General features: G+C 70.4%; 15 protein-coding genes and 1 tRNA gene. 10 read left to right on the top strand and 6 right to left on the bottom strand.

Features of this window, described 5'->3' with window-relative positions:
- Nucleotides 1-12 precede the first annotated feature (12 nt).
- Entirely contained in the window at nt 13-978 is a 966-nt protein-coding gene (locus QA861_RS18470; RefSeq protein ID WP_334589425.1) for a helix-turn-helix transcriptional regulator, read from the top strand.
- Between the two features lie 981 nt (nt 979-1,959).
- Here QA861_RS18470 and QA861_RS18475 read toward each other — a convergent pair.
- The gene (locus QA861_RS18475) at nt 1,960-2,961 is read right to left on the bottom strand and encodes a sigma-70 family RNA polymerase sigma factor (RefSeq protein WP_334589426.1); all 1,002 of its coding nucleotides are present in this window, start codon (nt 2,959-2,961) and stop codon (nt 1,960-1,962) included.
- A gap of 188 nt (nt 2,962-3,149) precedes the next feature.
- Between QA861_RS18475 and QA861_RS18480 the strand changes: the two genes are divergently transcribed.
- Nucleotides 3,150-3,668, top strand: coding sequence for a GNAT family N-acetyltransferase (locus QA861_RS18480; RefSeq protein ID WP_334589427.1), 519 nt, complete (start codon nt 3,150-3,152; stop codon nt 3,666-3,668).
- Nucleotides 3,669-3,768: 100 nt separating this feature from the next.
- Here the strand turns inward: QA861_RS18480 and QA861_RS18485 are convergent, their stop codons facing one another.
- Nucleotides 3,769-4,560 (bottom strand): DODA-type extradiol aromatic ring-opening family dioxygenase, encoded by a 792-nt coding sequence (locus QA861_RS18485; protein WP_334589428.1) that lies wholly within the window; start codon nt 4,558-4,560, stop codon nt 3,769-3,771.
- 133 nt (nt 4,561-4,693) lie between these two features.
- On the opposite strand from QA861_RS18485, the gene QA861_RS18490 reads away from it, so the two are divergent.
- Nucleotides 4,694-5,203 (top strand): MarR family winged helix-turn-helix transcriptional regulator, encoded by a 510-nt coding sequence (locus tag QA861_RS18490; protein WP_334589429.1) that lies wholly within the window; start codon nt 4,694-4,696, stop codon nt 5,201-5,203.
- A 111-nt stretch (nt 5,204-5,314) separates the two neighbouring features.
- Here QA861_RS18490 and QA861_RS18495 read toward each other — a convergent pair whose 3' ends face one another.
- Nucleotides 5,315-6,847, bottom strand: coding sequence for an MFS transporter (locus tag QA861_RS18495; protein WP_334589430.1), 1,533 nt, complete (start codon nt 6,845-6,847; stop codon nt 5,315-5,317).
- Nucleotides 6,848-6,998: 151 nt separating this feature from the next.
- Nucleotides 6,999-7,640 carry a TetR/AcrR family transcriptional regulator gene (locus tag QA861_RS18500; protein ID WP_334589431.1) on the bottom strand — a complete coding sequence of 214 codons (642 nt, stop codon included), beginning with the start codon at nt 7,638-7,640 and terminating at the stop codon, nt 6,999-7,001.
- Between the two features lie 279 nt (nt 7,641-7,919).
- On the opposite strand from QA861_RS18500, the gene QA861_RS18505 reads away from it, so the two are divergent.
- Both QA861_RS18505 and QA861_RS18510 read left to right on the top strand, forming a co-directional pair.
- Nucleotides 7,920-9,230, top strand: a complete 1,311-nt coding sequence (locus QA861_RS18505; protein ID WP_334589432.1) for a M6 family metalloprotease domain-containing protein — start codon at nt 7,920-7,922, stop codon at nt 9,228-9,230.
- A gap of 421 nt (nt 9,231-9,651) precedes the next feature.
- Nucleotides 9,652-11,394, top strand: a complete 1,743-nt coding sequence (locus tag QA861_RS18510; protein WP_334589433.1) for an IclR family transcriptional regulator domain-containing protein — start codon at nt 9,652-9,654, stop codon at nt 11,392-11,394.
- 33 nt (nt 11,395-11,427) lie between these two features.
- On the opposite strand, the gene QA861_RS18515 is transcribed toward QA861_RS18510, so the two are convergent.
- The gene (locus QA861_RS18515) at nt 11,428-12,216 is read right to left on the bottom strand and encodes an IclR family transcriptional regulator (RefSeq protein ID WP_334589434.1); all 789 of its coding nucleotides are present in this window, start codon (nt 12,214-12,216) and stop codon (nt 11,428-11,430) included.
- A 168-nt stretch (nt 12,217-12,384) separates the two neighbouring features.
- On the opposite strand from QA861_RS18515, the gene QA861_RS18520 reads away from it, so the two are divergent.
- The 3 genes from QA861_RS18520 to QA861_RS18530 all read left to right on the top strand — a co-directional run bounded on the left by QA861_RS18520 (nt 12,385) and on the right by QA861_RS18530 (nt 16,156).
- Complete coding sequence (locus tag QA861_RS18520) at nt 12,385-13,347, top strand: 5-dehydro-4-deoxyglucarate dehydratase (RefSeq protein WP_334589435.1); 963 nt, start codon at nt 12,385-12,387, stop codon at nt 13,345-13,347.
- 89 nt (nt 13,348-13,436) lie between these two features.
- Nucleotides 13,437-14,774, top strand: coding sequence for a gluconate:H+ symporter (locus QA861_RS18525; RefSeq protein WP_334589436.1), 1,338 nt, complete (start codon nt 13,437-13,439; stop codon nt 14,772-14,774).
- A gap of 41 nt (nt 14,775-14,815) precedes the next feature.
- Nucleotides 14,816-16,156, top strand: a complete 1,341-nt coding sequence (locus QA861_RS18530; RefSeq protein WP_334589437.1) for an enolase C-terminal domain-like protein — start codon at nt 14,816-14,818, stop codon at nt 16,154-16,156.
- Nucleotides 16,157-16,214: 58 nt separating this feature from the next.
- Here the strand turns inward: QA861_RS18530 and QA861_RS18535 are convergent, their stop codons facing one another.
- The gene (locus QA861_RS18535; RefSeq protein WP_334589438.1) at nt 16,215-16,376 is read right to left on the bottom strand and encodes a hypothetical protein; all 162 of its coding nucleotides are present in this window, start codon (nt 16,374-16,376) and stop codon (nt 16,215-16,217) included.
- Nucleotides 16,377-16,570: 194 nt separating this feature from the next.
- Between QA861_RS18535 and QA861_RS18540 the strand changes: the two genes are divergently transcribed.
- Both QA861_RS18540 and QA861_RS18545 read left to right on the top strand, forming a co-directional pair.
- Nucleotides 16,571-16,643, top strand: a tRNA-Arg gene (locus tag QA861_RS18540).
- A 618-nt stretch (nt 16,644-17,261) separates the two neighbouring features.
- The gene (locus QA861_RS18545) at nt 17,262-23,312 is read left to right on the top strand and encodes a DNRLRE domain-containing protein (RefSeq protein ID WP_334589439.1); all 6,051 of its coding nucleotides are present in this window, start codon (nt 17,262-17,264) and stop codon (nt 23,310-23,312) included.
- Nucleotides 23,313-23,314: the final 2 nt, after the last annotated feature.

Below are 23,314 nucleotides of genomic sequence, written 5' to 3' on the forward strand. Positions count from 1 at the left end.
ATCCTCGTATCCATGACGACGGACACCCCGGCCCGGCTCCTTCAGCTCCTCTCCCTCCTCCAGACGCCCCGTGAGTGGCCCGGCGGTGAGCTCGCCGACCGGCTGCGGGTGTCCCGGCGTACCGTCCGGCGGGACATCGACCGACTTCGCGAACTCGGCTATCCCGTGCAGGCGAGCAAGGGTTCCGACGGCGGGTACCGGCTCGTCGCGGGCAAGGCGATGCCGCCGCTGGTGCTCGACGACGAGGAGGCGGTGGCGATCGCGGTCGGGCTGCGGGCGGGCGCCGGGCACGCGGTCGAGGGGCTGGACGAGGCCTCCGTGCGGGCGCTGGCCAAGCTGGAGCAGGTCCTGCCGTCCCGGCTGCGCCGGCGCGTCTCCACGCTCCAGGCCGCGACCACCCCGCTGACCAGCGGAGACGGTGCGGTCATCGCGCCCGAGACGCTCACCGTGATGGCCTCGGCGATCGCCGGCCAGGAACGGCTCCGGTTCGCCTACCGCGCCAAGGACGGCACCCCCACCAAGCGGCTGACCGAGCCGCACCGGCTTGTGTCGACCGGCCGCCGCTGGTATCTCGTCGCCTACGACCTCGACCGCGCCGACTGGCGCACCTTCCGGGTCGACCGGGTCAGCGACCCCCTCGCGACGGGCGCCCGTTTCGCCGCGCGCGAGCTGCCTACGGGCGACGCGGCGGAGTACCTGCGCCAGTCGATGTACGCGCGACAGGAGGTGTACGTGTTCGAGGCGACGTTCGCCGCCCCGGCCGCGTTCGTCTCCGCACATCTCCCCGCGTGGCTCGGCGTCCCCGAAGCCCTCGACGAGCACCGCTGCCGCGTCCGTGCCTCGGTCGGTGATCCGGTGGAGTGGCTGGCGGTGCGGCTCGCGTCGGTCGACTGCGAGTTCACGGTCCGGGAGCCCGCCGAACTGGTCGTACGGCTGAGGGAGTTGGGCGCCCGTATGACCCGGGCGGCGACCAACTGACCAACGGCCCCACCGACCGACCTACCGGCCACCCTCAGCGGTCTCCCGCCGCTCCACGGAAAGCCCCGCAGGGTCCCCGGGTTGCGCACCGCGCCTGCCGCCGGACCGGTCGGGACGTCAGACGGGGTTGCCCCCTGCGGGCTCGCGCCGCTCCACCGAAAGCCCCGCGGGGTCCCCAAGTTGCGCACCGCGCCTGGCGCCGGACCGGTCGGGACGTCGGGCCGGGTGCCCCCCGCGGGGCTTGCGCCCTCCACTGAAAATCCCGCAGGGTTCCCAAGTTGCGCACCGCGCCTGCCGCCGGACCGGGCGGGGCGTCGGGCGGGGTTGTCCCCTGCGGGCTTGCGTGCCGGGCAGCCGGTGCGGGTTCCGGCGTGTGGTGTGGCGTGCCTCCGCCCATACCCGCAGCAGGCCGGGGCTCTCCTGCGCCGGCCGGAGCGGGGTGCGCTGCGCGATGCCGGCCGCCCAGGCGATGTCCTCGGCGCGGATGGCACTCGGCCCGTGGGTCGCGAAGAGCCGTCCCGCCCACCCGGGCGATCTCCGTCCGGACACGGACCGCACCTTGTACCGCTGTGGCACAATCTGCCATTCGGCGGGCCACCCCGGGGTTCAGGTACGGGGTGCCCCGCCCTCAGTCTGCCCGGGCGCGAAGAAGAGCCGGGCCCCGGCACCTGGGGGGGTAGGTGCCGAAGCCCGGCTCGGGATGAGCCCCGACGCTGGGGGGGGTTGCGTCGGGACTCGGCTCAGGGGGTCCGAGACGTTGCCGTCCGGACCCGAAGTCCTGGCCCGGAGTTCTTGTGCCCCGGACCCGGTGGTTTGAAGCAGCCTTGCACCACTGTCTTTGCGCGGCCTTCCGCCACCCCGCGCACGCGACCCCCAACAGTCGTACGCCGCCCGGCGCGCGGAGCGCTCCCGCGCGCCCCCACCTGCCGGATCAGGTACGCCTATCGGGCCTGTCGACGGCCGCAGCCGTCGACACGGCGACTACGCCGCCGCGTCGAAACCCGTGTCGTGAGCCAGCTTCTTCAGTTCCAGCAGCGCGTGCTTCTCGATCTGCCTGATCCGCTCACGGGTCAGCCCGTGTTCCTTGCCGACCTCCGTCAGCGTGCGCTCCCGGCCGTCGACGATGCCGTACCGCATCTTGATGATGGAGGCCGTGCGCTGGTCGAGGCGGCCGATCAGGTCGTCCAGTTCCTCGCTGCGCAGCAGGGTCAGGACGGACTGCTCGGGCGATACCGCCGACGTGTCCTCCAGGAGGTCGCCGAACTGGGTGTCGCCGTCGTCGTCCACCGCCATGTTCAGCGACACCGGGTCGCGGGCCCAGTCCAGTACGTCGACCACACGCGCCGCGTTGGTGTCCAGCTCGGCGGCGATCTCCGCGGGTTCCGGGTCCCGCCCGTTCTTACGGTTGAACTCGCGCTGCACGCGCCGGATCCGGCCCAGCTCCTCGACCAGGTGGACGGGAAGGCGGATCGTGCGCGACTGGTCGGCGATGGAACGGGTGATGGCCTGACGGATCCACCAGGTGGCGTACGTCGAGAACTTGAAGCCCTTGCGGTAGTCGAACTTCTCGACCGCGCGCACCAGGCCGGCGTTGCCCTCCTGGATCAGGTCGAGAAGGGGCAGACCGCTGCGGGGGTAACGGCGCGCCACGGCGACAACCAGCCGGAGGTTGGAGCGGATGAAGACGTCCTTGGCCCGCTCGCTCTCGGCGAAGAGCGCCTCCAGCTCGTCGACGGTGGCGTCCGCCTCGGCCTCCGCCTGGCCGTCGAGGATCTGGCGGGCGAAGACACCGGCTTCGATGGTCTGCGACAGCTCGACCTCCTTCGCGGCGTCGAGCAGCGGGGTGCGGGCTATCTCGTCCAAGTACATGCCGACCAGGTCGCGGTCGGCGATCTCGCCGCCATGGGCGCGAACACTGCGTGCGCCGCCGACGGTCCCGCCGGTGGCGGACGACGTACGACGGGCGACGGCACGGGTTGCCATGCTTGCTCCCTTGCGATGGAGGGCCAGCGGGTGGTCCTGGGGATCCCTGTTGGTTACTGAACGCTCAGCACACTCCTCGCGTGCCCAGCTTCCGATGGAAACAACGACTGGAATCAGGACAGAATTCCCAACCCGTCCCCCTATTTTTCTGATCTTGCAGTACCCTGTGCCGCCGCAGAGGAGGCGGGATGTCGTCGAAATCCGCAGAAGTGCAGGTCAGGCCGGGGGTCGAGGATGACCTCGAAGGCCTGACCGACGTCTACAACCACTACGTGCGCGAGACACCCACGACTTTCGACACCAAAATCTTCACTCCGGAGGAGCGCCGCCCCTGGCTGCTCTCCTACCCCCAAGACGGCCCACACCGCCTGATGGTTGCCACGGATGTGGACTCACAGCGGATTCTGGGGTACGCCACGTCGGGCGCCTTCCGTCCGAAGCCGGCCTACGGCACCACCGTGGAGGTCACCGTCTATCTCGCGCCGGACGCGGGCGGGCGCGGTGTCGGCACCCTGCTCTACAAGGCCCTCTTCGAGGCGCTGGACGGCGAGGACGTACATCGCGCCCTCGCGGGGATCGTGCCACCGAACGAAGCGTCCGTGCGGCTGCACGAACGCTTCGGGTTCCGGTACGTCGGTACGTACCGCGAGGTGGGCCGCAAGTTCGGCCGGTACTGGGACGTGGCCTGGTACGAGAAGGAGCTGTGAGCCGCCTCCCGTACCCTCCGCGCGCCCTTTCCGTGGCCCTCAGGTGGTCCTTTCAGCCTCGGGCGGCTGCCCGAAGGGGCCGAACAGGGACCCGTAGGGGTCAGCCGAACTGCACCGAGCGCTTGGCCATCCCCATCCAGAAGCCGTCGATGACCGACCTCTGGGAGTCCAGCTCCCCGGCCAGGTCGGCCGCGCCCATCGTCACGAAGAGCGGCGCGAAGTGCTCGGTGCGCGGGTGGGCGTACCGGCCCGCGGGAGCCTTGTTCAGGAAGTCCAGCAGGCCGTCCACGTCGCGTGTCTCCAGCGCGCGGTGGCCCCAGTCGTCGAACTCGCTCGACCAGGTCGGCACTCCGGGGCCGGTGTGCCTGAGGGCGGCCAGGTTGTGGGTGAAGAAGCCGGAGCCGACGATCAGCACACCCTCGTCGCGCAGCGGGGCGAGCCTGCGCCCGATGTCCATCAGTTTCACCGGGTCGAGGGTCGGCATCGAGATCTGCAGGACAGGGATGTCCGCCTCGGGGAACATCTCCACCAGCGGGACGTACGCACCGTGGTCGAGGCCGCGGTCCGGGACGTCCTGGACGGGCATGCCGGGGGCCCGCAGCAGCTTCCGTACGGACTCGGCGAGTTCGGGGGCGCCGGCGGCGGCGTACTCGACCTGGTAGTAGTGCTCCGGGAAGCCCCAGAAATCGTAGACGAGGGGGATCGTTTCGATGGCGCCGATGGCGAGCGGGGCCTCCTCCCAGTGGGCGGAGACCATGAGGATCGCCTTGGGGCGGGGCAGGTCCGCCGACCAGGCGGCGAGTTCGCCGGGCCAGATCGGGTCGTCCGCCAGAGGAGGCGCGCCGTGACTGAGGTAGAGCGCGGGCATGCGCTCCTGGATGCCGGCCGACATGACGACTGCTCCCTTCCCGGGACTTTTACCGCTCCTGCTTCAAGTCTGCATCTTGAAGTCTCAAGCTACTTGCACACTGAACATACATCGTTTTGGTTTAAAATTCAAGGACGGGGAACGTAGAGTGGAGTACATGAACACGGCATCTACATCCGACGAGGAGCCCTGCTGGCTCACCGACGAGGAACAGCGCACCTGGCGTGCCTACGTGCACGCCGTCACCCTTCTCGAGGACCATCTCGACCGCCAGCTACAGCGCGACGCCGGTATGCCGCACGTCTACTACGGCCTGCTCGTCGGCCTCGCCGACGCTCCCGGCCGACGACTGCGGATGACCGAGCTGGCCATGAAGGCGAAGATCACGCGCTCGCGCCTCTCGCACGCCATCGCCCGGCTGGAGAAGAACGGCTGGGTACGACGCGAGGACTGCCCCTCGGACAAGCGCGGCCAGTTCGCGGTCCTGACCGACGCGGGCCAGGATGTGCTCCGGCGCACCGCACCGGGCCATGTGACCGCCGTACGCCAGGCGCTGTTCGACCGGATCAGTGACGAGCAGCGCAAGACGCTCCACGACGTCATGGAGATCGTCGCCCAGGGCCTTCAGCCGAAGGACGCGGGCGCGGATCTGCCCTGGCTCCGCTGAGCGGAACCAGGGCAGATCCTGGAGTCGTACGTCACGAGGCGTCCCCACCCCGCGTGACGTACGGAGTGGCCCGAAGGGGTAAGAGGGGTCCCGGCGGAGCGGGAGCCGGGGTCAGTGGGCGACCACCGGAACCCTCAGCTCCTCCTCCGCACTGTCACCGCTGACCGAACTCATGTCCGGGCGACCGGCGTTGATGAAGGTGAAGGCGATACCCGCGGCGACGACCAGGATGCCGACGGCGAACCAGATGGCGCTGGTGTAACCCTCGACCATGCCCTTCAGCTGGACCAGCTGCTGCTGGGAGCGGGAGGACGCGCCGCCGATGTGGTCAGCGACGTACGACGTGGTGGCGGAGGCGGCGATGGTGTTCAGCAGAGCCGTACCGATCGCGCCGCCCACCTGCTGCGAGGTGTTGACCATCGCGGAGGCGACACCGGAGTCACGCGGCTCGACGCCCAGCGTGGCCAGGGACATGGCCGGCATGAACGCCGTACCCATACCGAGGCCGAGCAGGAGCATGGCCGGCAGGAGCAGGGCCGCGTACGAGGAGCCGATCTCCATCTGGGTCAGCAGCAGCATGCCGAGCGCGGCGAGCAGGAAGCCCGGGCCCATCAGCAGCCGCGCCGGGACGCGGGTCATCAGTCGGGCGCCGATCTGCGTGGAACCCGTGATCATGCCCGCGATCATCGGCAGGAACGCGAAGCCGGTCTTGACAGGCGAGTAGCCCTTCACGATCTGCAGGTAGTAGGTCAGGAAGAGGAACAGGCCGAACATCGCGATGATCGCGAGGCCGAGCGAGAGGTAGACACCGCCGCGGTTGCGCTCGGTGATGACGCGCAGGGGCAGCAGCGGGGCCTTGACCTTGGACTCGACGAACACGAAGGTCGCGAGAAGCAGCGCCGAGGCGACGAACAGGCCGATCGTCACCGAGTCGCTCCAGCCTTCCGACTCGGCCCGCGTGAAGCCGTAGACGAGGGAGACCAGACCCAGGGTGGACAGGACGACGCCCGGGATGTCGAGCGGCGAGCGGTTGCGGCTGCCGGACGGCTCACGGATGACGAAGTACGCGCCGAGGGCGGCGACGATCGCGAACGGGATGTTCACGAAGAAGGTCCAGCGCCAGTCCAGGTACTCGGTGAGGAAGCCGCCGAGGATCAGACCGACGGCGCCACCGCCACCGGCGATCGCACCGTAGATGCCGAACGCCTTGGCGCGCTCCTTGCCGTCGGTGAACATCACCGCGAGCAGGGAGAGCGCGGCGGGCGCCAGCAGTGCGCCGAAGGCACCCTGCAGCGCACGGGAGCCGAGCAGCATCGCCTCGTTCTGCGCCGCGCCACCCAGGGCGGAGGCGGCGGCGAAGCCGATCAGACCGGTGACGAAGGTGTTCCTGCGGCCCCAGATGTCGGCGATCCGGCCACCGAAGAGGAGCAGTCCGCCGAAGGCCAGGGCGTAGGCCGTGATGACCCACTGGCGGTTGCCGTCGGATATCCCCAGGTCCTGCTGGGCGGAGGGAAGGGCGATGTTCACGATGGTCGCGTCGAGCACGACCATCAGCTGGGCGAGCGCGATGAACGTGAGCGCCTTCCAGCGGTTGGAGTCGGGAGCCGGCGCCTTGGCGGCGGCAGCCTGGGCTGTTTCGGACATGGAGATACCCACTTCGGGACTTCGTGACGGAAAAGTGTGTGAAAGGGGACCGGCTCGTCAACGCTGACGGCCGAAAGTCTGTTGAGGCTGTTGCGTGAGGCTGTTGCGTCTGTCGCGAGTGCTGACTCGGATACCGCGATGAACTAATCGGTCAGGATCGGCGCAGGTCCTCCATGGTCGCGGCCTTGCCGGGCAGTTCGGAGTGGGCCGGGGCCCGCAGTCCGTCCAGGAACAGCTGCAGGTGCCGGTGGACGAAGCGGTCGATGTTCATGCACGCCGTCCCCGCCGGAGGGCGGCTGAGCTGGGACACGACGACCATCACGTCCCCCACGCCCACGTCGGTGCGCAGCTGACCGGCCGCCATGGCGCGCTCCATGATCTCCGCGGTGAACTCTTCGATCCGCTTGCGCGCGGCCTCCAGGTCCGGATGGTTCTGGTCGAAGGTGCTGGACATCATCGGGCAGAGCGCGCTGATCCGTTCGTCGGCGGAGACGTGCACGAAGCGCTCCAGCGCCGCGAAGGCGTCGCCGGTCTCCGCGAGCGCCCGCTCCGCCGCCTCGGACGTACGGTCCATGACCGAGCAGACGACTTCCCGTACGAGGGCCTCCCGGTCCGGGAAGTTGCGGTACACCGTGGCATTGCCGACGCCGGCCCGGCGGGCGATCTCGTCGATCGGCACCTCGGGGCCGAACTCGACGAACATCTCGCGGGCGGCGGTGGCGATCCGCTCCCGGTTGCGCAGGGCGTCGGCGCGGGGCCGGGCCGCCTTCTGCGCGGGGATCGCGGTCTGCACGGTGTCTCCTAGAGGGCGTTTGCGACGCGATCCGGGGAAGCAGTCCCCGTTTCGCTCGGACACATGGCTAAACGGGGAAACGATCCCCGGTTATTTCCCGCCACCGAAGAGATTCTCTGTGACCTGAGTCACATGACCTCCGGCAGCCCTCGTGGCGGTCCTCGGGCGGGACATCCACGATCGGTCTCCTCCAGCGCGCGCCCGCGCCGACCTCGACCCAGGGTGATCGGAAGGGTGCAGTCCGACACCGCCGGCTGCCGTGGCGCGAAGGGTCCGTGCATGCAGCAGCCGACCAGCCGTCGTCGGATACGTCGGATACGCCCGCCCGGCCCACCGCGCCCCCGCCGGATGGCCGCCCTGGTGTCCGTGGCCGCGCTGATCCTGGCGGTCGGCACCTCGGCCGGCACCGGGCGCCTCGACCGGGGCGCCACGACGGCAGCGGGCTCCGTCCCGCTGACCCGCTCCTCGCCGCTCGGCCCGTGTCTGATCCGGGGCGGCCTCGGCGTCCAGATGTCCGAGGGACTGCCCACCCCGATCGGCTACTCCCGTTCCACCGGCACCGTCCACGCGCTGAACCTGATGATCGACTTCTCCGACGCCCCGGGCCAGGGCAGCGCCCTCGACCGGCTCGCGGAGTTCTTCCCGCAGACCCGGGACTGGTTCACCACCAGTTCCTACGGCCGCCTCGACTACCGCCCCGAGGCGCCCATCGCCGACTGGCTGCGGATGCCCCGGTCGTTCCGCTCGTACGGCATAGAGCGCGGCGCCCCCTTCGACCCCGGCTACCGCCGGCTGGTCCACGACATCGTGGCCGCCGCCGACCCGACGGTCGACTTCCGCTCGTACGACCTGCTGAACGTGCTGGTCACCCCGAACGCGGGCCCCTCCGCTCTGGACACCGTCCTGTCCGTCACCTTCGCCGGCAACCGCGAGGCACCGGTCGCGGACGGCGTACCCGTCGCCAACGCGTCCTTCGTCTACTCCCGCCAGGACGACGGCTCCGGTTCGTACGACACCACGGGCTACCGCGTCCTCCCGCACGAGAACGGCCATGTGTTCGGGCTGCCCGACCTGTACACACAGTCCGGCGGGGGCGCGGTCGGCCACTGGGACATCATGAGCGAGGACTGGGGGGCCAACAACGACCTGCTCGGCTGGCACAAGTGGAAGCTCGGCTGGCTGGACCCCTCGCAGGTCGGCTGCGCGGTGACGGCCGGGACGAGCGAGTACACGCTCACCCCGCTGGCCCGTCCCGGCGGCGCGAAACTCGTGTTCGTACCCCTGACCTCCCGTACGGGATACGCCGTGGAACTGCGTACCCGCGAGGGCAACGACGAGACGGTGTGCCGGCCGGGCGTGCTGATCTACCGGGTCGACGCGAAAGTCGACACCGGCCGCGGTCCGGTCACGGTGTACGACTCCCGCCGGGGCAGCGGCGGCTGTACCCGCAGCCCGAACGTGCACGCGGAACTCTCCGACGCGACCTTCACACCCGGCGAGTCCTTCACGGACCCGGGGCGCCGCGTCCGCATCACCGTGGCGAGCGCGGACCTCGACGGGAACTACCGGGTCGCGATCACCCGACGGTGAGCCGGGCGGGGGCTCGTCGGGAGCCGGGTTGGAGCACGGCGATGAGCCGGGTGGGGAGCATGGTGAGGAGCCGGGCGGGGAGCCGGTGGGGAGCATGGTGAGGAGCCGGGCGGGGAGCCGGTGGGGAGCATGGTGAGGAGCCGGGCGGGGAGCATGGCGAGGAGCCGGGCGGGGAGCCGGTGGGGAGCCGGGCGGGGAGCCGGTGGGGAGCCGGGCGGGGAGCCGGTGGGGAGCCGGGCGGGGAGCACGGTGGGGAGCCGGTGGGGAGCCGGGCGGGGAGCACGGTGGGGAGCACGGTGCTCGCGGGCGGGGAGCACGGTGCTCGCGGGCGGGCGGTCAGCGGTTCCATACGCCGGTGGGGAGCCGGGTGGTGCTCGCGGGCGGGCGGCCAGCGGTTCCGTGCGGGCATTACGGTGAGCCCATGGTCGCCTCCGTCACGAATGTCCCGCCGGTCCTGGACGGTCCCGTACCCGTCGAGGCCGTCGCCCCGCTGATGCGCGGGATCGCCGTGCTGCGGCAACTGACGGAGGCGGGCGGGACGTTGAGCCTGAGCGGGCTGGAGCGCGCGACCGGCCTGGCCCGTTCGACGGTCGACCGGATCACGGCGACGCTCGCCCGCATGGGGTACGTCCGTCTCGACGGCCGGGACGCCGTTCTCACCCCTCGGCTGATGGAACTCGGCAACGCCTATCTGGCCGCCCTCGGGCTGCCCGCCCTGCTCGACGCGCACGCGGACGCCCTCGCCGACGAGCTGGACGAGTCGGTGTCGCTCGCGGTCGGCGACCGTGACGGCATCCGGTTCATCCACCAGGCCACCCGCCGCCGCGCGATGTCCCTCAGCTTCCGCATCGGCGACCTCCTCCCCGCCGAACGCACCGCCCCCGGCCCGCTGTTCGCCACCGAGTGGACGGTCGACGACTGGCGCCGCTGGCACGAACGCCGGGCGGCGGACCCGGCCGACCACGGATTCCCCGCCGTTCCGCCCCGGACCGACGACTCGGGCGCCGACTTCGAGGCGTACGTGGAGCGGGCCCGCGTCGACGGCTGGGCACTGGACGACCAGCTGATCGAACCGGGGCTGGTCGCCGTCTCCGTACCCGTACGGGACCCCCGTACGGGTCGGGTGGCCTGTGTCGCGAGCGTCGTCAGCCACACGAGCCGCCGAACGGTCACCGACCTGCGCGACGACCTGCTGCCGCGACTGCGCTCGACGGTGACCGCGATGGAGGCCGAGCTGCGGGTGCGCCCGGTCGCCGGGGCGCCGGCGGCTCCCTCGGGCCTCGCGGCCTGGACCGGTGCCTCGAAGCAGGAACTGGGCCGCGAGTTCATCGAGTCCCTGGCCAGGGGCCTCACCGTCCTGACGGCCTTCGGCGAGTCCCGCGCCGAGCTGACCCTGACAGAGGTCGCACGGGCGACGGGCCTGGCGAGGGCGACCGCCCGCCGGGCCCTGATCACCTACGAGCACCTGGGGTACGTGCGGACACACGGCCGCACCTTCATCCTCACCCCCCGGGTCCTGTCCCTCGGCTTCCCGCCCCTCTCCCGTACGTCCCTGCCCGAGATCGCGGGCCCGCACCTGGCCGAACTCGCGGGCCGGGTACAGGAGTCGGCGTCACTGGCCATCCTGTCGACGGACTCGGGGGCAGGATCGGGGTCAGGTTCAGGGGCGGGATCGGGGTCAGGTTCAGGGTCGGGTTCGGGGGCGGAGATCCAGTACACGGCGCGGGCGGCGGCGAGGCGCATCGTGAGCGCGCACATCACCGTCGGGACGCGGCTTCCGGCGTATCCGACCTCGATGGGGCGGGTGCTGCTGGCCGGCACACCGGAGGCGGAGCGGCAGCTGCGGGACCTGCCTCCACTGGCCCCGCTGACGCCGCACACCGTGACGGACCCGGCCGCCTTCGCCCGGGTGCTGACGGTGGTGCGGGAGCAGGGATACGCCCTGGTCAGCGAGGAGTTGGAGGAGGGGCTGCGGTCGATCGCCGTCCCGGTGCGGGACCGTACGGGGCGGGTGGTCGCCGCGGTGAACGTGGCGATGCACACGACCCGGCGTACGGCGGAGAACTGCGTGACGGAGATCCTGCCCGAGCTGTACGCGACGGCGTCACGGATCGAGGGCGAACTGCGGACGGCGGGACGCTTCACCCGGGTGCCGCTGGCCTGACTTCAGGGGCCGAGGGGCTCGTCCCGTAGGGGCTCAGCGCCAGTCGGGGGCACCCGGGGCCAGGTGCAGCTGGGTCTCGATCTTCGCGCGGATCTCACGCATGACGGCGACGATCCGCAGTTCGTGCTCCGGGGTGAGCCGGGCCACCGGCACCGAGCAGCTGATGGCGTCGGTAGCCGGGGTGTCGTAACGCAGGGCGAAGCCGAAGCCCGCGATACCGGTCACCGTCTCCTCGCGGTCGACGGAGTACCCGCGCTCGCGGACCTGGGCCAGATCGGCGTGCAGGGCGGCCCGGGTGGTGTGGGTGTTGTCGGTGAGCGCGACCAACTCCCCTCCAGGCAGCGGGAGTTCGTCGTCGGGGCGCTCCGCGAGCAGCGCCTTGCCGAGGGCGCCGGCGTGGGCCGGGACGCGGCGGCCGACGCGGCTTATGGTGCGCGGGTACTCGTGGGACTCGCGGGTGGCCAGGTAGACGACGTCCGGTCCGTCGAGACGCGCGAGGTGGATCGTCTCGCCGAGCGCGTCCGAGGCCTCGTCGAGGTGGGGACGGGCCGCGCGGATACGCCGGTCGCCGTCGAGATAGCCGGTGCCGGTGAGCAGGGCGCGGATGCCGATGCCGTAGAGGGAGCCAGTGGCGTCGGAGCGGACCCAGCCGCAGTCGACGAGGGTCTGGAGCAGCTGGTACATGCTGCTGCGCGGCACTTCCAGTTCCTCGGCGAGTTCGTCCAGACGCGAGGGCTGCTCGCCCCGGGCGGCGAGAAGTTCCAGCAGCGCGACGGTCCGGGCCGCCGACTTCACGCTGCGGACACCTCTCTTCTCCGGCATGGGCTCCATCGTAGGTCGGCCGTGTGGACCGTGAATCCGCACCGCCGCTGCCGCTGCCGCTGCCCTTGCTGTTGCCACTACCACTGCCGCTGGCATTGACCTCGTCCGTTCACCCACCTAATCTCCATCTTCATACGCAGACGGTATCTGCATAGGGAGACAGAGTTCATGGCAGTGATCAACTCGGAGGTCGCGGGAGTCGTCCAGCGGCTCCGTGACGGGATGACCGGCGGGGTGCTGTCCTTCCCCCTCACGAGCTTCCGGGACGACGGCGGTCTCGATCTGGACGGGTACCGGGCGTATCTGACCGGCCGGCTGGCCGCCGCCCCCGGCGCGGTGTTCCCCGCCTGCGGAACGGGCGAGTTCTTCTCGCTCGACGAGGACGAGTACCGCGCGGTCGTCACCACCACGGTCGAGGTCGCCGACGGTCGACTGCCGGTGGTCGCGGGCATCGGCTACGGCTGGGCGCAGGCGCTGCGGTTCGCCCGTATCGCGGAGGAGGCGGGCGCGGACGCCCTGCTGGTCCTGCCGCACTATCTGGTCGGGGCGCCGCAGGACGGGCTGGTGGAGCAGCTGCGCCGCATCGCCGCCGGGACCCGGCTGCCGCTGATCGCGTACCAGCGCGGCCAGGTCACGTTCACGGCGGAGGGAGTGCGGCGGATCGCGGCGATCGAGGGGGTCGTCGGCCTCAAGGACGGTCACAGCGACCTCGACCGGCTCCAGCGCCTCACCTTCGCCGCCCCCGACGGCTTCCTCTTCTTCAACGGCGCCTCGACGGCCGAGATCCAGGCCCGCGCCTACGCCACGGTCGGTGTCCCCGCCTACTCCTCCGCCGTCCACGCCTTCGCCCCCGAGATCGCGAACGCCTTCTTCGGTGCGCTGCGGGACGGGGACGACCCGCTCGTGACACGGCTCCTGCGCGAGTTCTACGTCCCGCTGGTCGAACTCCGCGACCGGGTGCCGGGCTACGCCGTGTCCCTGGTGAAGGCGGCGGCCCGGCTGCGTGGCCTCCCGGTCGGCCCGGTCCGCGCCCCCCTCACCGACCCGGGCCCGGACGACCTCGCCACCCTGGCCAAGGTGCTGGACCACGGCCTGGGGCTGGTGGGGGCGGTACGACAGCCGACCTCCTGACCAGCCATTTCCCTTCCCTCAGTCCAGTTCGGCTCAGTTCGGTTCGGCTCAGTCCAGTTCAGTAGCTCACAGTTCAAAGGGGAACTGTCTTGCCTCTCCTCGTGGTCGGCATCAGCGTTCTGATTCTGCTGCTCCTCATGACCAGGCTGAAACTCAACGGCTTCGCCGCCCTGCTCCTCGTGGCGGTCGGCGTCGCGCTGGTACGGGGTATCCCGGTGGCGACCATCCCGGACGTCCTCTCCGAAGGCATCGGGGGTCAGATCGGCGACACGATGCTCACCATCGGGCTCGGCGCCATGGTCGGCCGCGTCATGGGCGACTCGGGGGCCGCCCAGCGGATCGCCGGGAAGCTGCTGGACGCGGGCGGACCGCGCGGGGTCCAGGTGGCCATGGTGGTCACGTCCATGCTCATCGGCGTGACCATGTTCTACGAGGTCGCCTTCATCATCATCGTGCCGATCGCGTTCACCCTGGTCAGGGTCACCGGCGCGAAGCTGCTCTGGGTCGGCCTGCCGATGTCGATCACCCTCTCCACGATGCACAGCTTCCTGCCCCCGCACCCGGGCCCGACCGCCGTCGCGGCCACCTTCCACGCCTCCGTCGGACTGACCCTGTTCTACGGCCTGTTCATCGCCGTCCCGGTGGGCGCGCTCATCGCCCTGGTGTGGCCGCGGCTGCCGTTCATCAAGGCGATGAACCCGTCCATCCCCAAGGGGCTGGTCAGCGAGCGCGAGTTCACCGACGAGGAGATGCCCGGCCTCGGCTGGTCGCTGTCGGTGGCCCTGTTCCCGGTGGTCCTGATAGCGGGGGCGGCGGTGACCGACCTGGCCACCTCCGCCGAGAGCCCGTTCCTGAACGTCGTCGCGTTCGTCGGCTCGGCCCCGATCGCGCTGCTGCTCACCCTGTGCCTGGCCGTGTGGGCGTTCGGTCCGCGCATCGGGCGGAGCCTGGAGGAGGTCGGCGCGTCCTGCACCTCGGCGGCCCAGGCGATGGCGATGATCCTGTTGGTGATCGGCGCCGGCGGCGCCTTCAAGAACGTCCTGGTGGAGGGCGGTATCTCCGACTACATCAAGGACGCCACCGATTCCTGGTCGGTCTCCCCCATCGTCCTCGCCTGGCTCATCGCCGTCATCCTGCGCATCGCGCTCGGCTCGGCGACGGTCGCCGTCGTCACCGCCTCCGGCGTGGTGCTGCCGCTCCTCGCGGGCAGCGGCGTCCACCCGGAGATCATGGTGCTCGCCGTCGCCTGCGGCTCGATCGCCTGCTCGCACGTCAACGACCCGGGCTTCTGGCTGTTCAAGGAGTACTTCAACCTGTCCGTCGTCGAGGCCATCAAGGTCCGTACGAGCTACACGACCGTTCTGGCGGTGCTGGGCCTCGGCGGAGTGCTGGCGACGGAATGGGCCCTGGACATCCTCACCATCTGACCCCCTCCCCTTTCTCCCCGCGCACAAGGATCTCGATGAGCATGAGTACGCGTACGAGTCAGCCGACCGTCACCGCCCTCTCCGTCTACCCCGTCGCCGGCCGCGACAGCATGGAGCTGAACCTCTCCGGCGCCCACGGCCCCTACTTCACCCGCAACATCGTGATCCTCACCGACTCGGAGGGCCGTACGGGACTCGGCGAGGTGCCGGGCGGCGAGAAGATCACGCGGACGCTGCGTGACGCGGAGTCCCTGGTCGTCGGGGCGAAGGTGGGCGACTACCAGCGCGTCCTGCGGGAGATCGGGGCCCGCTTCGCCGACCGCGACTCGGGCGGACGCGGCGCCCAGACCTTCGACCTGCGCACCACCGTGCACGCGGTGACGGCGGTCGAGTCGGCGCTGCTCGACCTTCTCGGCCAGCACCTGGACGTACCCGTGGCGGCCCTGCTCGGCGACGGCCAACAGCGGGATTCCGTACGGGTGTTGGGTTATCTCTTCTACGTCGGCGACCCGGACCGGACCGACCTGGACTACGTCCGCGAGCCGGACTCACCGGTGGACTGGTACCGCGTACGGCACGAGGAGGCCCTCACTCCCGAGGCGATCGTCCGCCAGGCCGAGGCCACCCACGCCCGCTACGGCTTCCGCGACTTCAAGCTCAAGGGCGGGGTCCTGGAGGGCGCGGAGGAGGTCAAGGCCGTACGGGCGCTGAAGGACCGCTTCCCCGAGGCTCGGATCACCCTCGACCCGAACGGCGCGTGGTCGCTGGCCGAGGCGATCGAGCTGTGCCGCCCGCTGGCCGACACCCTCGCCTACGCCGAGGATCCCTGCGGCGCGGAGGGCGGCTACTCGGGGCGCGAGATCCTGGCCGAGTTCCGCCGGGCGACGGGTCTGCCCACGGCGACCAACATGATCGCCACGGACTGGCGGCAACTGACCCACGCCCTGGCCCTCCAGTCGGTCTCCATCCCGCTGGCCGACCCCCACTTCTGGACCATGCGCGGCTCGGTACGCGTGGCCCAGCTGTGCAACGCGATGGGCCTGACCTGGGGATGTCACTCCAACAACCACTTCGACATCTCCCTGGCCATGGTCACCCACTGCGGGGCGGCGGCCCCGGGCGAGTACAACGCCCTCGACACCCACTGGATCTGGCAGGAGGGCCTGGAACGCCTCACGGTCGCTCCGCCCCGGATCGTCGACGGTGAGATCGCGGTGCCGGACGCGCCGGGACTGGGCGTCCAGGTGGACATGGAACGGGTGCTCGCGGCTCACGAGCTGTACCAGGAGCGGGCGTTGGGGGCGCGGGACGACGCGATCGGGATGCGGTATCTGGTACCGGGGTGGGAGTTCGACGGGAAGCGGCCTTGCCTGGTGCGGTAGGACCATGGATCGCCGGGGGATCCGGCCTGATGCCGGATCGGCTTATGACCGCGTGGGCTCAGCGGGCGCAGGGGAACGCCGGGCCGGAACTCTGGCCGGAGAAGGCGGCGAGGTCGGTGGTGGAGACGTTTTCGAGGAACTGGTAGTTCCCGACGCCGGGGGCTATGCCCCAGACGGACTCGGTTCGGCAGCACGTCAACGACCCGCGCGGCCGTTCCACCGGTTTCAGCGCAGCACCGCCGGGTTCCCTGACTCGCGGCGGCTCCTCGCCAGAGTCTGCAAACGCCACGGCGCGCTCGGGCGCTGATCTTACCGAGCATGTACTCGTCCAGCCGCCGAAGTGCCACGCGCTACACTTACGGCGGTGGCACAGCCGTGCGTCGGCTGGGCCGCCACAACACTGTTGGGATCCTCGCCTTCGTAGCTCAGGGGATAGAGCACGGCTCTCCTAAAGCCGGTGTCGCAGGTTCGAATCCTGCCGAGGGCACAAGGCAAGCAAGGTCGAGGCCCAGGTCACGCGGAGAATTCCCCGGCCTGAGCCTCGACCTTTCGCGTTCCGGCTACGTCCTCGGCCGGTCTGGCCACAGTCCGCACACTATGACCAGCGCTTCGCAGACCTACTGCTCACCGCGCACGCGCCCGGCGAGCCCCTCGATGCCCTCGTACAGTCAGCGCCCGCTGCCGCCGCACGAAGTGCGCACTTGCAGCGTATGCATCCGTATATTCCTTCATTTCTTTGAAAATCTTGCCCCTGCGACCAGAACCGCACAGAAACGTCCACCACCCCCAGGAGTCGCCACCGAGGGCACAAACCCGCTCCAGTCGCAGCTGCTGCCGCCGCCTCAACCTCCAGCCGTTCCACCTCGATTACTCGCTCTTAACTATCTCTTTAGGCCAGCCATGGCCGGTTTCGAACGCTCTCCTGCCCTGCCTGCAAGATCAGTTCGATCGGTTGACCGATCGCGGAGTTCATCGCTGATTTTGGAGGAAAGTGACTGTGCGTCACAGACCCAGGGTTTTTCAGAACCCCCGGCCAGGACGTGTCCACCGGCCCCGTCGCCACTACCGTTCCCGTCGACTGCGGCAGACAGCCCTCGTCACACTGATGGCCCTGGCAGCCGAGACCGCTCTGGTCGCGGGCAGCAGCGGGCTGGCGTTCGCCAGCGACGCGACGGGCGCGACGGCGAAGGCGAAGGCGTCCGCCGGGAAGGCCCTTGGGCCCGCCCAGGTGCAGGACGAGGCCTCCGCCATGCTGATGGCCCGGCTCCAGCACCGGAAGATAGAGATCCTGTCCGACCGTACGACGGACTCGTCGACGTTCGCACTGGCGAGCGGGGAACTGCAGACGCAGGCGTACGCCGGGCCGGTTCGGACGAAGGTGGACGGCGTCTGGAAGAACATCGACACCTCGCTCTCCGACACCGGCGCCGATCTCACGCCCGCTGCCGCGCCCGCCGATGTGGCCGTCTCCGACGGCGGGGACACGCACCTGGCGTCGGTGAGCAAGGGCAAGCAGTCCTTCGGCCTCGGCTGGGCGGCCAAGCTGCCCACGCCGTCCGTGAAGGCCAACACCGCGTCCTACGCGCTCGGCAGCGGCCAGACCCTGTCGGTCAGCGCGCTCGCGCAGGGCTTCTCCGAGAACATCCGGCTGGCCCGCAAGCCCGCCGACGGGGCGGTCACCTACCGCATCCCGATGAACCTGGCCGGGCTGAAGCTGTCCCGCGCCGCCTCCGGGCACCTGCTGCTGAACGACACCAGCGGCAAGCTGGTCGCCGAGGCGCCCGCGCCGATGATGTGGGACGCCAGCCTGGACAAGGCCTCCGGTGAGTCCGCGCACCAGGAGCAGGTGGCGACGAAGGTCGAGACGGCCGCCGACGGCAGCCAGACCCTCGTCCTGACCCCGGACACGTCCTTCCTGGCCACCGCGACCTACCCGGTGACCGTCGACCCCACCACCACCCTCGCCGTCACCACCGACACCTGGGTGCAGAACCCCGACTACCCCGACTCCCAGATCAGCTCGGAGGAGCTGAAGTCGGGGACGTACGACGGCGGGAGCGACACCGCGCGCTCGTATCTGAAGTTCGACGTGTCGAAGTTCGTGGGCAAGCACATCACCGCCGCGAACCTGTCGCTGTACAACTACTACTCGGCCACGTGCTCGACCTCAGGTCCGGCCACGCTCGCCAAGCGGGTCACCTCCACCTGGACCTCCTCCGCGATCACCTGGGGTGCGCAGCCGACCACCACGACGACCGGTGACGCCTCCAACACCGGGCACTGGGGCTTCGACTCGACCTGCGCGGCGAACTGGTCGAACTGGAACCTCCAGGCGATCACCCAGGCGTGGGCGGACGGTTCGACCAACCAGGGCGTCCAGATCGCGGGCGCGTCCGAGACGGACTCCACCACCTGGCGGCGCTTCCGCTCGGCGAACTACTCGACGTCCGGGTATGCGCCGAAACTGTCGGTGACCTACAACTCGTACCCGGCGGTGCCGGCGAGCACGGCCATCACGCCCTCGCAGGTCAACGCCTACAACGGCAAGCGGTACGTCACCTCGCTCACCCCGACGCTCTCGTCGAAGGTGACGGACGCGGACGGGGCCAACGCCCAGGCGCAGTACGAGATCACGCCGGATCCGGTGTATGCCGACACCACGTACACGAACACCGGGTACGGCACGACGGTGGCCTCCGGTTCCACTTCGACCCGGGCCATTCCGTCCGCCTCGGCCTTCCCCGCGGGCAGCCATCTGCGCTACCGGGTACGGGCGTACGACGGTACGGACTTCGGTGCCTGGTCCGGTTACACGACGTTCGTGCTGAACACGGCCAAGCCGGCCGCGCCGACCGTCACCTGTGACACGTACACGCAGAACGGTTGGACCGCCAAGGCCTCCGCGGCCGTGAACTGCACCCTGTCCACCGCCGCCACCGACGGAGCCGGCTTCCAGTGGGGCCTGGACGACGCGTCCATGCCGAACAAGAAGCTCGACACCACCAACGGCACCGGCGGCGACGCCCAGACCGTCAGCATCAACCCGGCCAACGGCTGGCACACGCTGTACGCGCGCACCATCGACTCCGGCGGCAACCTCTCCACCGCCACCACCTCCTACAGCTTCGGCGTCGGTACGGACGGCGCCGCGATCCTGTCCCCGCGGGAAGACACCACCACCGCGCGACGGCTCACCCTCAATGCCAGGGGTCTGACCTCGTACACCGGTGTGACCTGGCAGTACCGGCGGGGCGAGACAGACACCTGGCACACCGTGCCCGTCGCTGACGTGACCGCCTCCGGTTCCGCCGTCTCCGCCTGGCCCGTCGCCGTCAGCGGCGGTACCACCACCAGCCTGGTGTGGAACACCGTCGCCAGCCTCACCGAGGACGGCGTCATCCAGTTGCGCGCCGCCTTCACCGACGGCACCACCACCGGCTACTCGCAGACCGTCGACAGCACCCTGGACCGCGACGCGGGCACCGCGCCGAGCGCCGAGGTCGGGCCGGGCACGGTCAACGAACTCACGGGTGACTACACGCTGAACGCCACCGACGCCGCGGCGTTCGCGGCCGACGTGGAGCGCACCTTCTCCTCGCGTGCGAACAGCAACGACTCCGAAGGCCAGGCCCAGATCTTCGGGCCTGGCTGGACTTCGTCCGTCTCGGCCGAGTCGAGCGAGTACACCCAGATCCGCAAGACCTCCGCCGCCTCCGTAGAACTGCTGTCCGGCGACGGCAGCTCGGTCGCCTTCACCGCGACGTCGAACGGCGGCTGGCAGCCGCAGGCCGACGACGCCGACCTGACGCTGACAGGCAGCCTGACCGGTACGGCGTTCACGCTGAACGACACCGACGCCGACACCACGGTGTTCACCAAGGCGGCCGCCGCGGCGACGACCTGGACGCTGTCCTCCTCCGCCACGGCGGTCGACAACAGCACCGTCACGGTCACCTCCGAGACGGTCACCTCGGGCAGCAGCACGCTGGCCCGTCCGAAGTACGTGATCTCCCCGACCGGCGCCGTCACCGCGGCCACCTGCCAGGCAAACCCGGCCACCAAGGGCTGCCGCGTCCTGGAGTTCGTCTACGCGACCTCCACCACGGCCACTTCCGGCGCGGTCGGCGACTACACCGGCCAGGTCAAGGCGCTCAAGCTGTGGGCCACCAGCCCCGGCGGCTCCGCCTCGACCGCCGAGACGGTCGAGTCCTACGCGTACGACAGCTCCGGGCGGCTCGCCCAGGCCTGGGACCCGCGCATCAGCCCCGCGCTGAAGACGGCGTACACCTACGACACCGACGGCCGCGTCGCCACGTACACCCCGCCCGGCGAGTTGCCCTGGACGTTCACCTACGGCAAGGCCGGGTCGGCCCTGACCTCGGGTACGGGCATGCTGCTGAAGGCCTCCCGCCCGGCACTCGTCACGGGCTCCGCGAGCACCACGTCCGGCACGGCGGCCACCACCGTCGTCTACGACGTGCCGCTCTCCGGCACCACCGCCCCGCACCAGATGGACGCCACGACCACGGCGACCTGGGCTCAGGCCGAGGCACCGACCGACGCGACCGCGATCTTCCCGGCGGACTCCGTCCCCACCTCCAGCACCGGCAGCGACCTGACCGCCACCTCGTACGGCCGGGCCACTGTCACCTACATCGACGCGAACGGGGAGGAGACCAACTCCGCGAGCCCCGGCGGCGGCATCACCACCACCGAGCGCGACGTGTTCGGCAACACCACCGCACAGCTCACCGCCGCCAACCGCGCGCTGGCGCTGAGCAGTTCGTCCGACGAGCTGACCGAGCTGGGCCTGGACGTCCTGTCCACGGCCGACCGCGCCCAGCAGCTGGCCACCGTCTCGGAGTACTCGGCCGACGGCACACGCGTCACCGACATCTACGGGCCGCTGCACCAGGTCACCCTCGCCCACACACTGACCGGCTCCACCAGCGAGTCCACCCAGCCCGCCGGCTCGGTGGTCCCCGCCCGCAGCCACACCGCGCTCACCTACGACGCCAACCGTCCCGGTGACGCCGCGGTCTCCGGTCTGCTCACCTCCAAGGTGACGGGCGCGGCGCTCCCGGGCTACGCCACCGACGCCGACACCAGCACGGTGACCTACACCTACGACTGGGCGACGGGGCAGCAGAAGTCCGCCACGGGCGGCACGAGCACCGACGTCGTCGCCACCTACGACAGCGTCGGCCGGGTGGCGAGCACCCGCACCGCGGGCTCCTCCGGCTCGGACGCGGACACGCTGAACAGCACGTACTACAGCGCGTCCGCCACGGGCACCTGCGCCTCCACGGAGTGGGACGGCCTGCTGTGCCGGACCGCTCCCGCGTCGTCGATCAGCGGCGGCGGCAGCAATCCGTCCGACGCCGTCACCACGGTCTACACGTACGGCCGCTGGGGCCAGGTCGCGACCAAGGCCGAGACCGCGAACGGCGTCACCCGTACGACCACCACCACGGTGGACTCGGCGGGCCGCGGCACCGGAACAGCGATCACCGGCGGCACGGGCACGGCCACACCGGCCACCACGACGGCCTACGACCAGGACACCGGTCAGGTCGCCACCCAGTCGTCCAACGGCCAGACCGTCACCTACGGCTACGACGACCTGGGCCGTCAGATCTCCTACGCCGACGGCTCGGGCAACACCACGACCACCTCGTACGACGTCCTGGACCGCCCGGTCACGCGCGGTGACTCGGCACCGTCCACGGTGACGTACGCCTACAACACCGTGGGAACCATCGGCACCGTGACCGACTCGGTGGCGGGCGCCTTCTCCGGCACCTACGACGCCGACGGCACCCTGACCTCCGAGACCCTGCCCGGCGGTTACACGCTGACCGTGGGCACGGACCCGGCGGGGCAGGTGACGGGCCGTTCCTACACCAAGTCCGACGGCACCACGGTCTCCTCCGACACCGCCGACTACACGGTCGACGGCCGCCGGGCCGACCACACGCAGACCGACGGCACCAGCGTCCGGTCCGCCTACACCTACGACACTGCCGGCCGCCTCACCCAGGCCGCCGATTCCACCACGAACGGCTGCACGACCCGCGCGTACACCTTCGACGCGAGCAGCAACCGCACGGCGCTGACGACCACGTCCGACGACTGCGACAGCAGCACCGCCGACGCCACCACGGCCACCGCGTCGTACACCTACGACACGGCCGACCGTCTGGTGAACAGCGGTTACGTCTACGACGCCTTCGGCCGCACCACCACCAGCGGCAGCACGGCGCTGGCCTACTACACCAACGACCGGGTCGCCACCGAGACCCTCGGCACCAGCCGCAACACCTGGGCCCTGGACGCCGCCGGACGCCTCGCCGTCCAGAACGCCCAGACCCAGGCCACCGGCGGCACCTGGACCACCGGCTCCACCACGACCAGCCACTACGCCGACCCGTCGGACAGCCCCTCCTGGAGCGTGAGCGGCGGCACGGTCGCCCGATACGTGCATGACCTCACCGGGGGGCTCGCCGCTACGACCACGGCGTCCGGCGCGGTCGTCCTCCAACTGTCCGACCTGCACGGCGACATCACCGTGCAGCAGCCGCTGGACACCACGGTGGCCACCACCGTGCGCCACTACGACGAGTACGGCAACGTGCTCGCCGACTCCACGGACGGCACCGGTTACGACTGGCTGGGCGCCCACCAGCGCTCGGGCAACATGCTCAGCGGCTACACCCTCATGGGCCTGCGGCTCTACGACCCCACGACCGGTCGTTTCCTGAGCCGGGACGCCCTCTACGGCGGCAACTCCAACGCCTACGACTACTGCTCCGGCAATCCGGTCACCTGCCTCGACCTCTCCGGTCTCAGCAAGCACAACTACAACAAGCACGGCTGGCACTGGTGGGGCTACGAGATGGACATGACCAACCACCGGGGGTGGGTCGTGGTCAACCGGTTCAACGAGCACGCCGCGGGAACCGCCCTGGTCGCCGCCATGATCGGCGCCTACGCTTGGGCGACGGGTGTGGGAGCGCTGGCAGCCGCGCTCGGTGCGGTCTTCGCCGCCTACTACTGGTACATGAGTGCCAGGATGCAGTCGGTGCTGTACGCCAATCCTCACCGGGGAGTGAAGCTCAAGATCGTCTTCGGCTACCCCAGCATCAGCAGGGAGTGAAC

The sequence above is a fragment of the Streptomyces sp. B21-083 genome (assembly GCF_036898825.1).
In the GTDB taxonomy this organism is placed as follows: Bacteria; Actinomycetota; Actinomycetes; order Streptomycetales; family Streptomycetaceae; genus Streptomyces.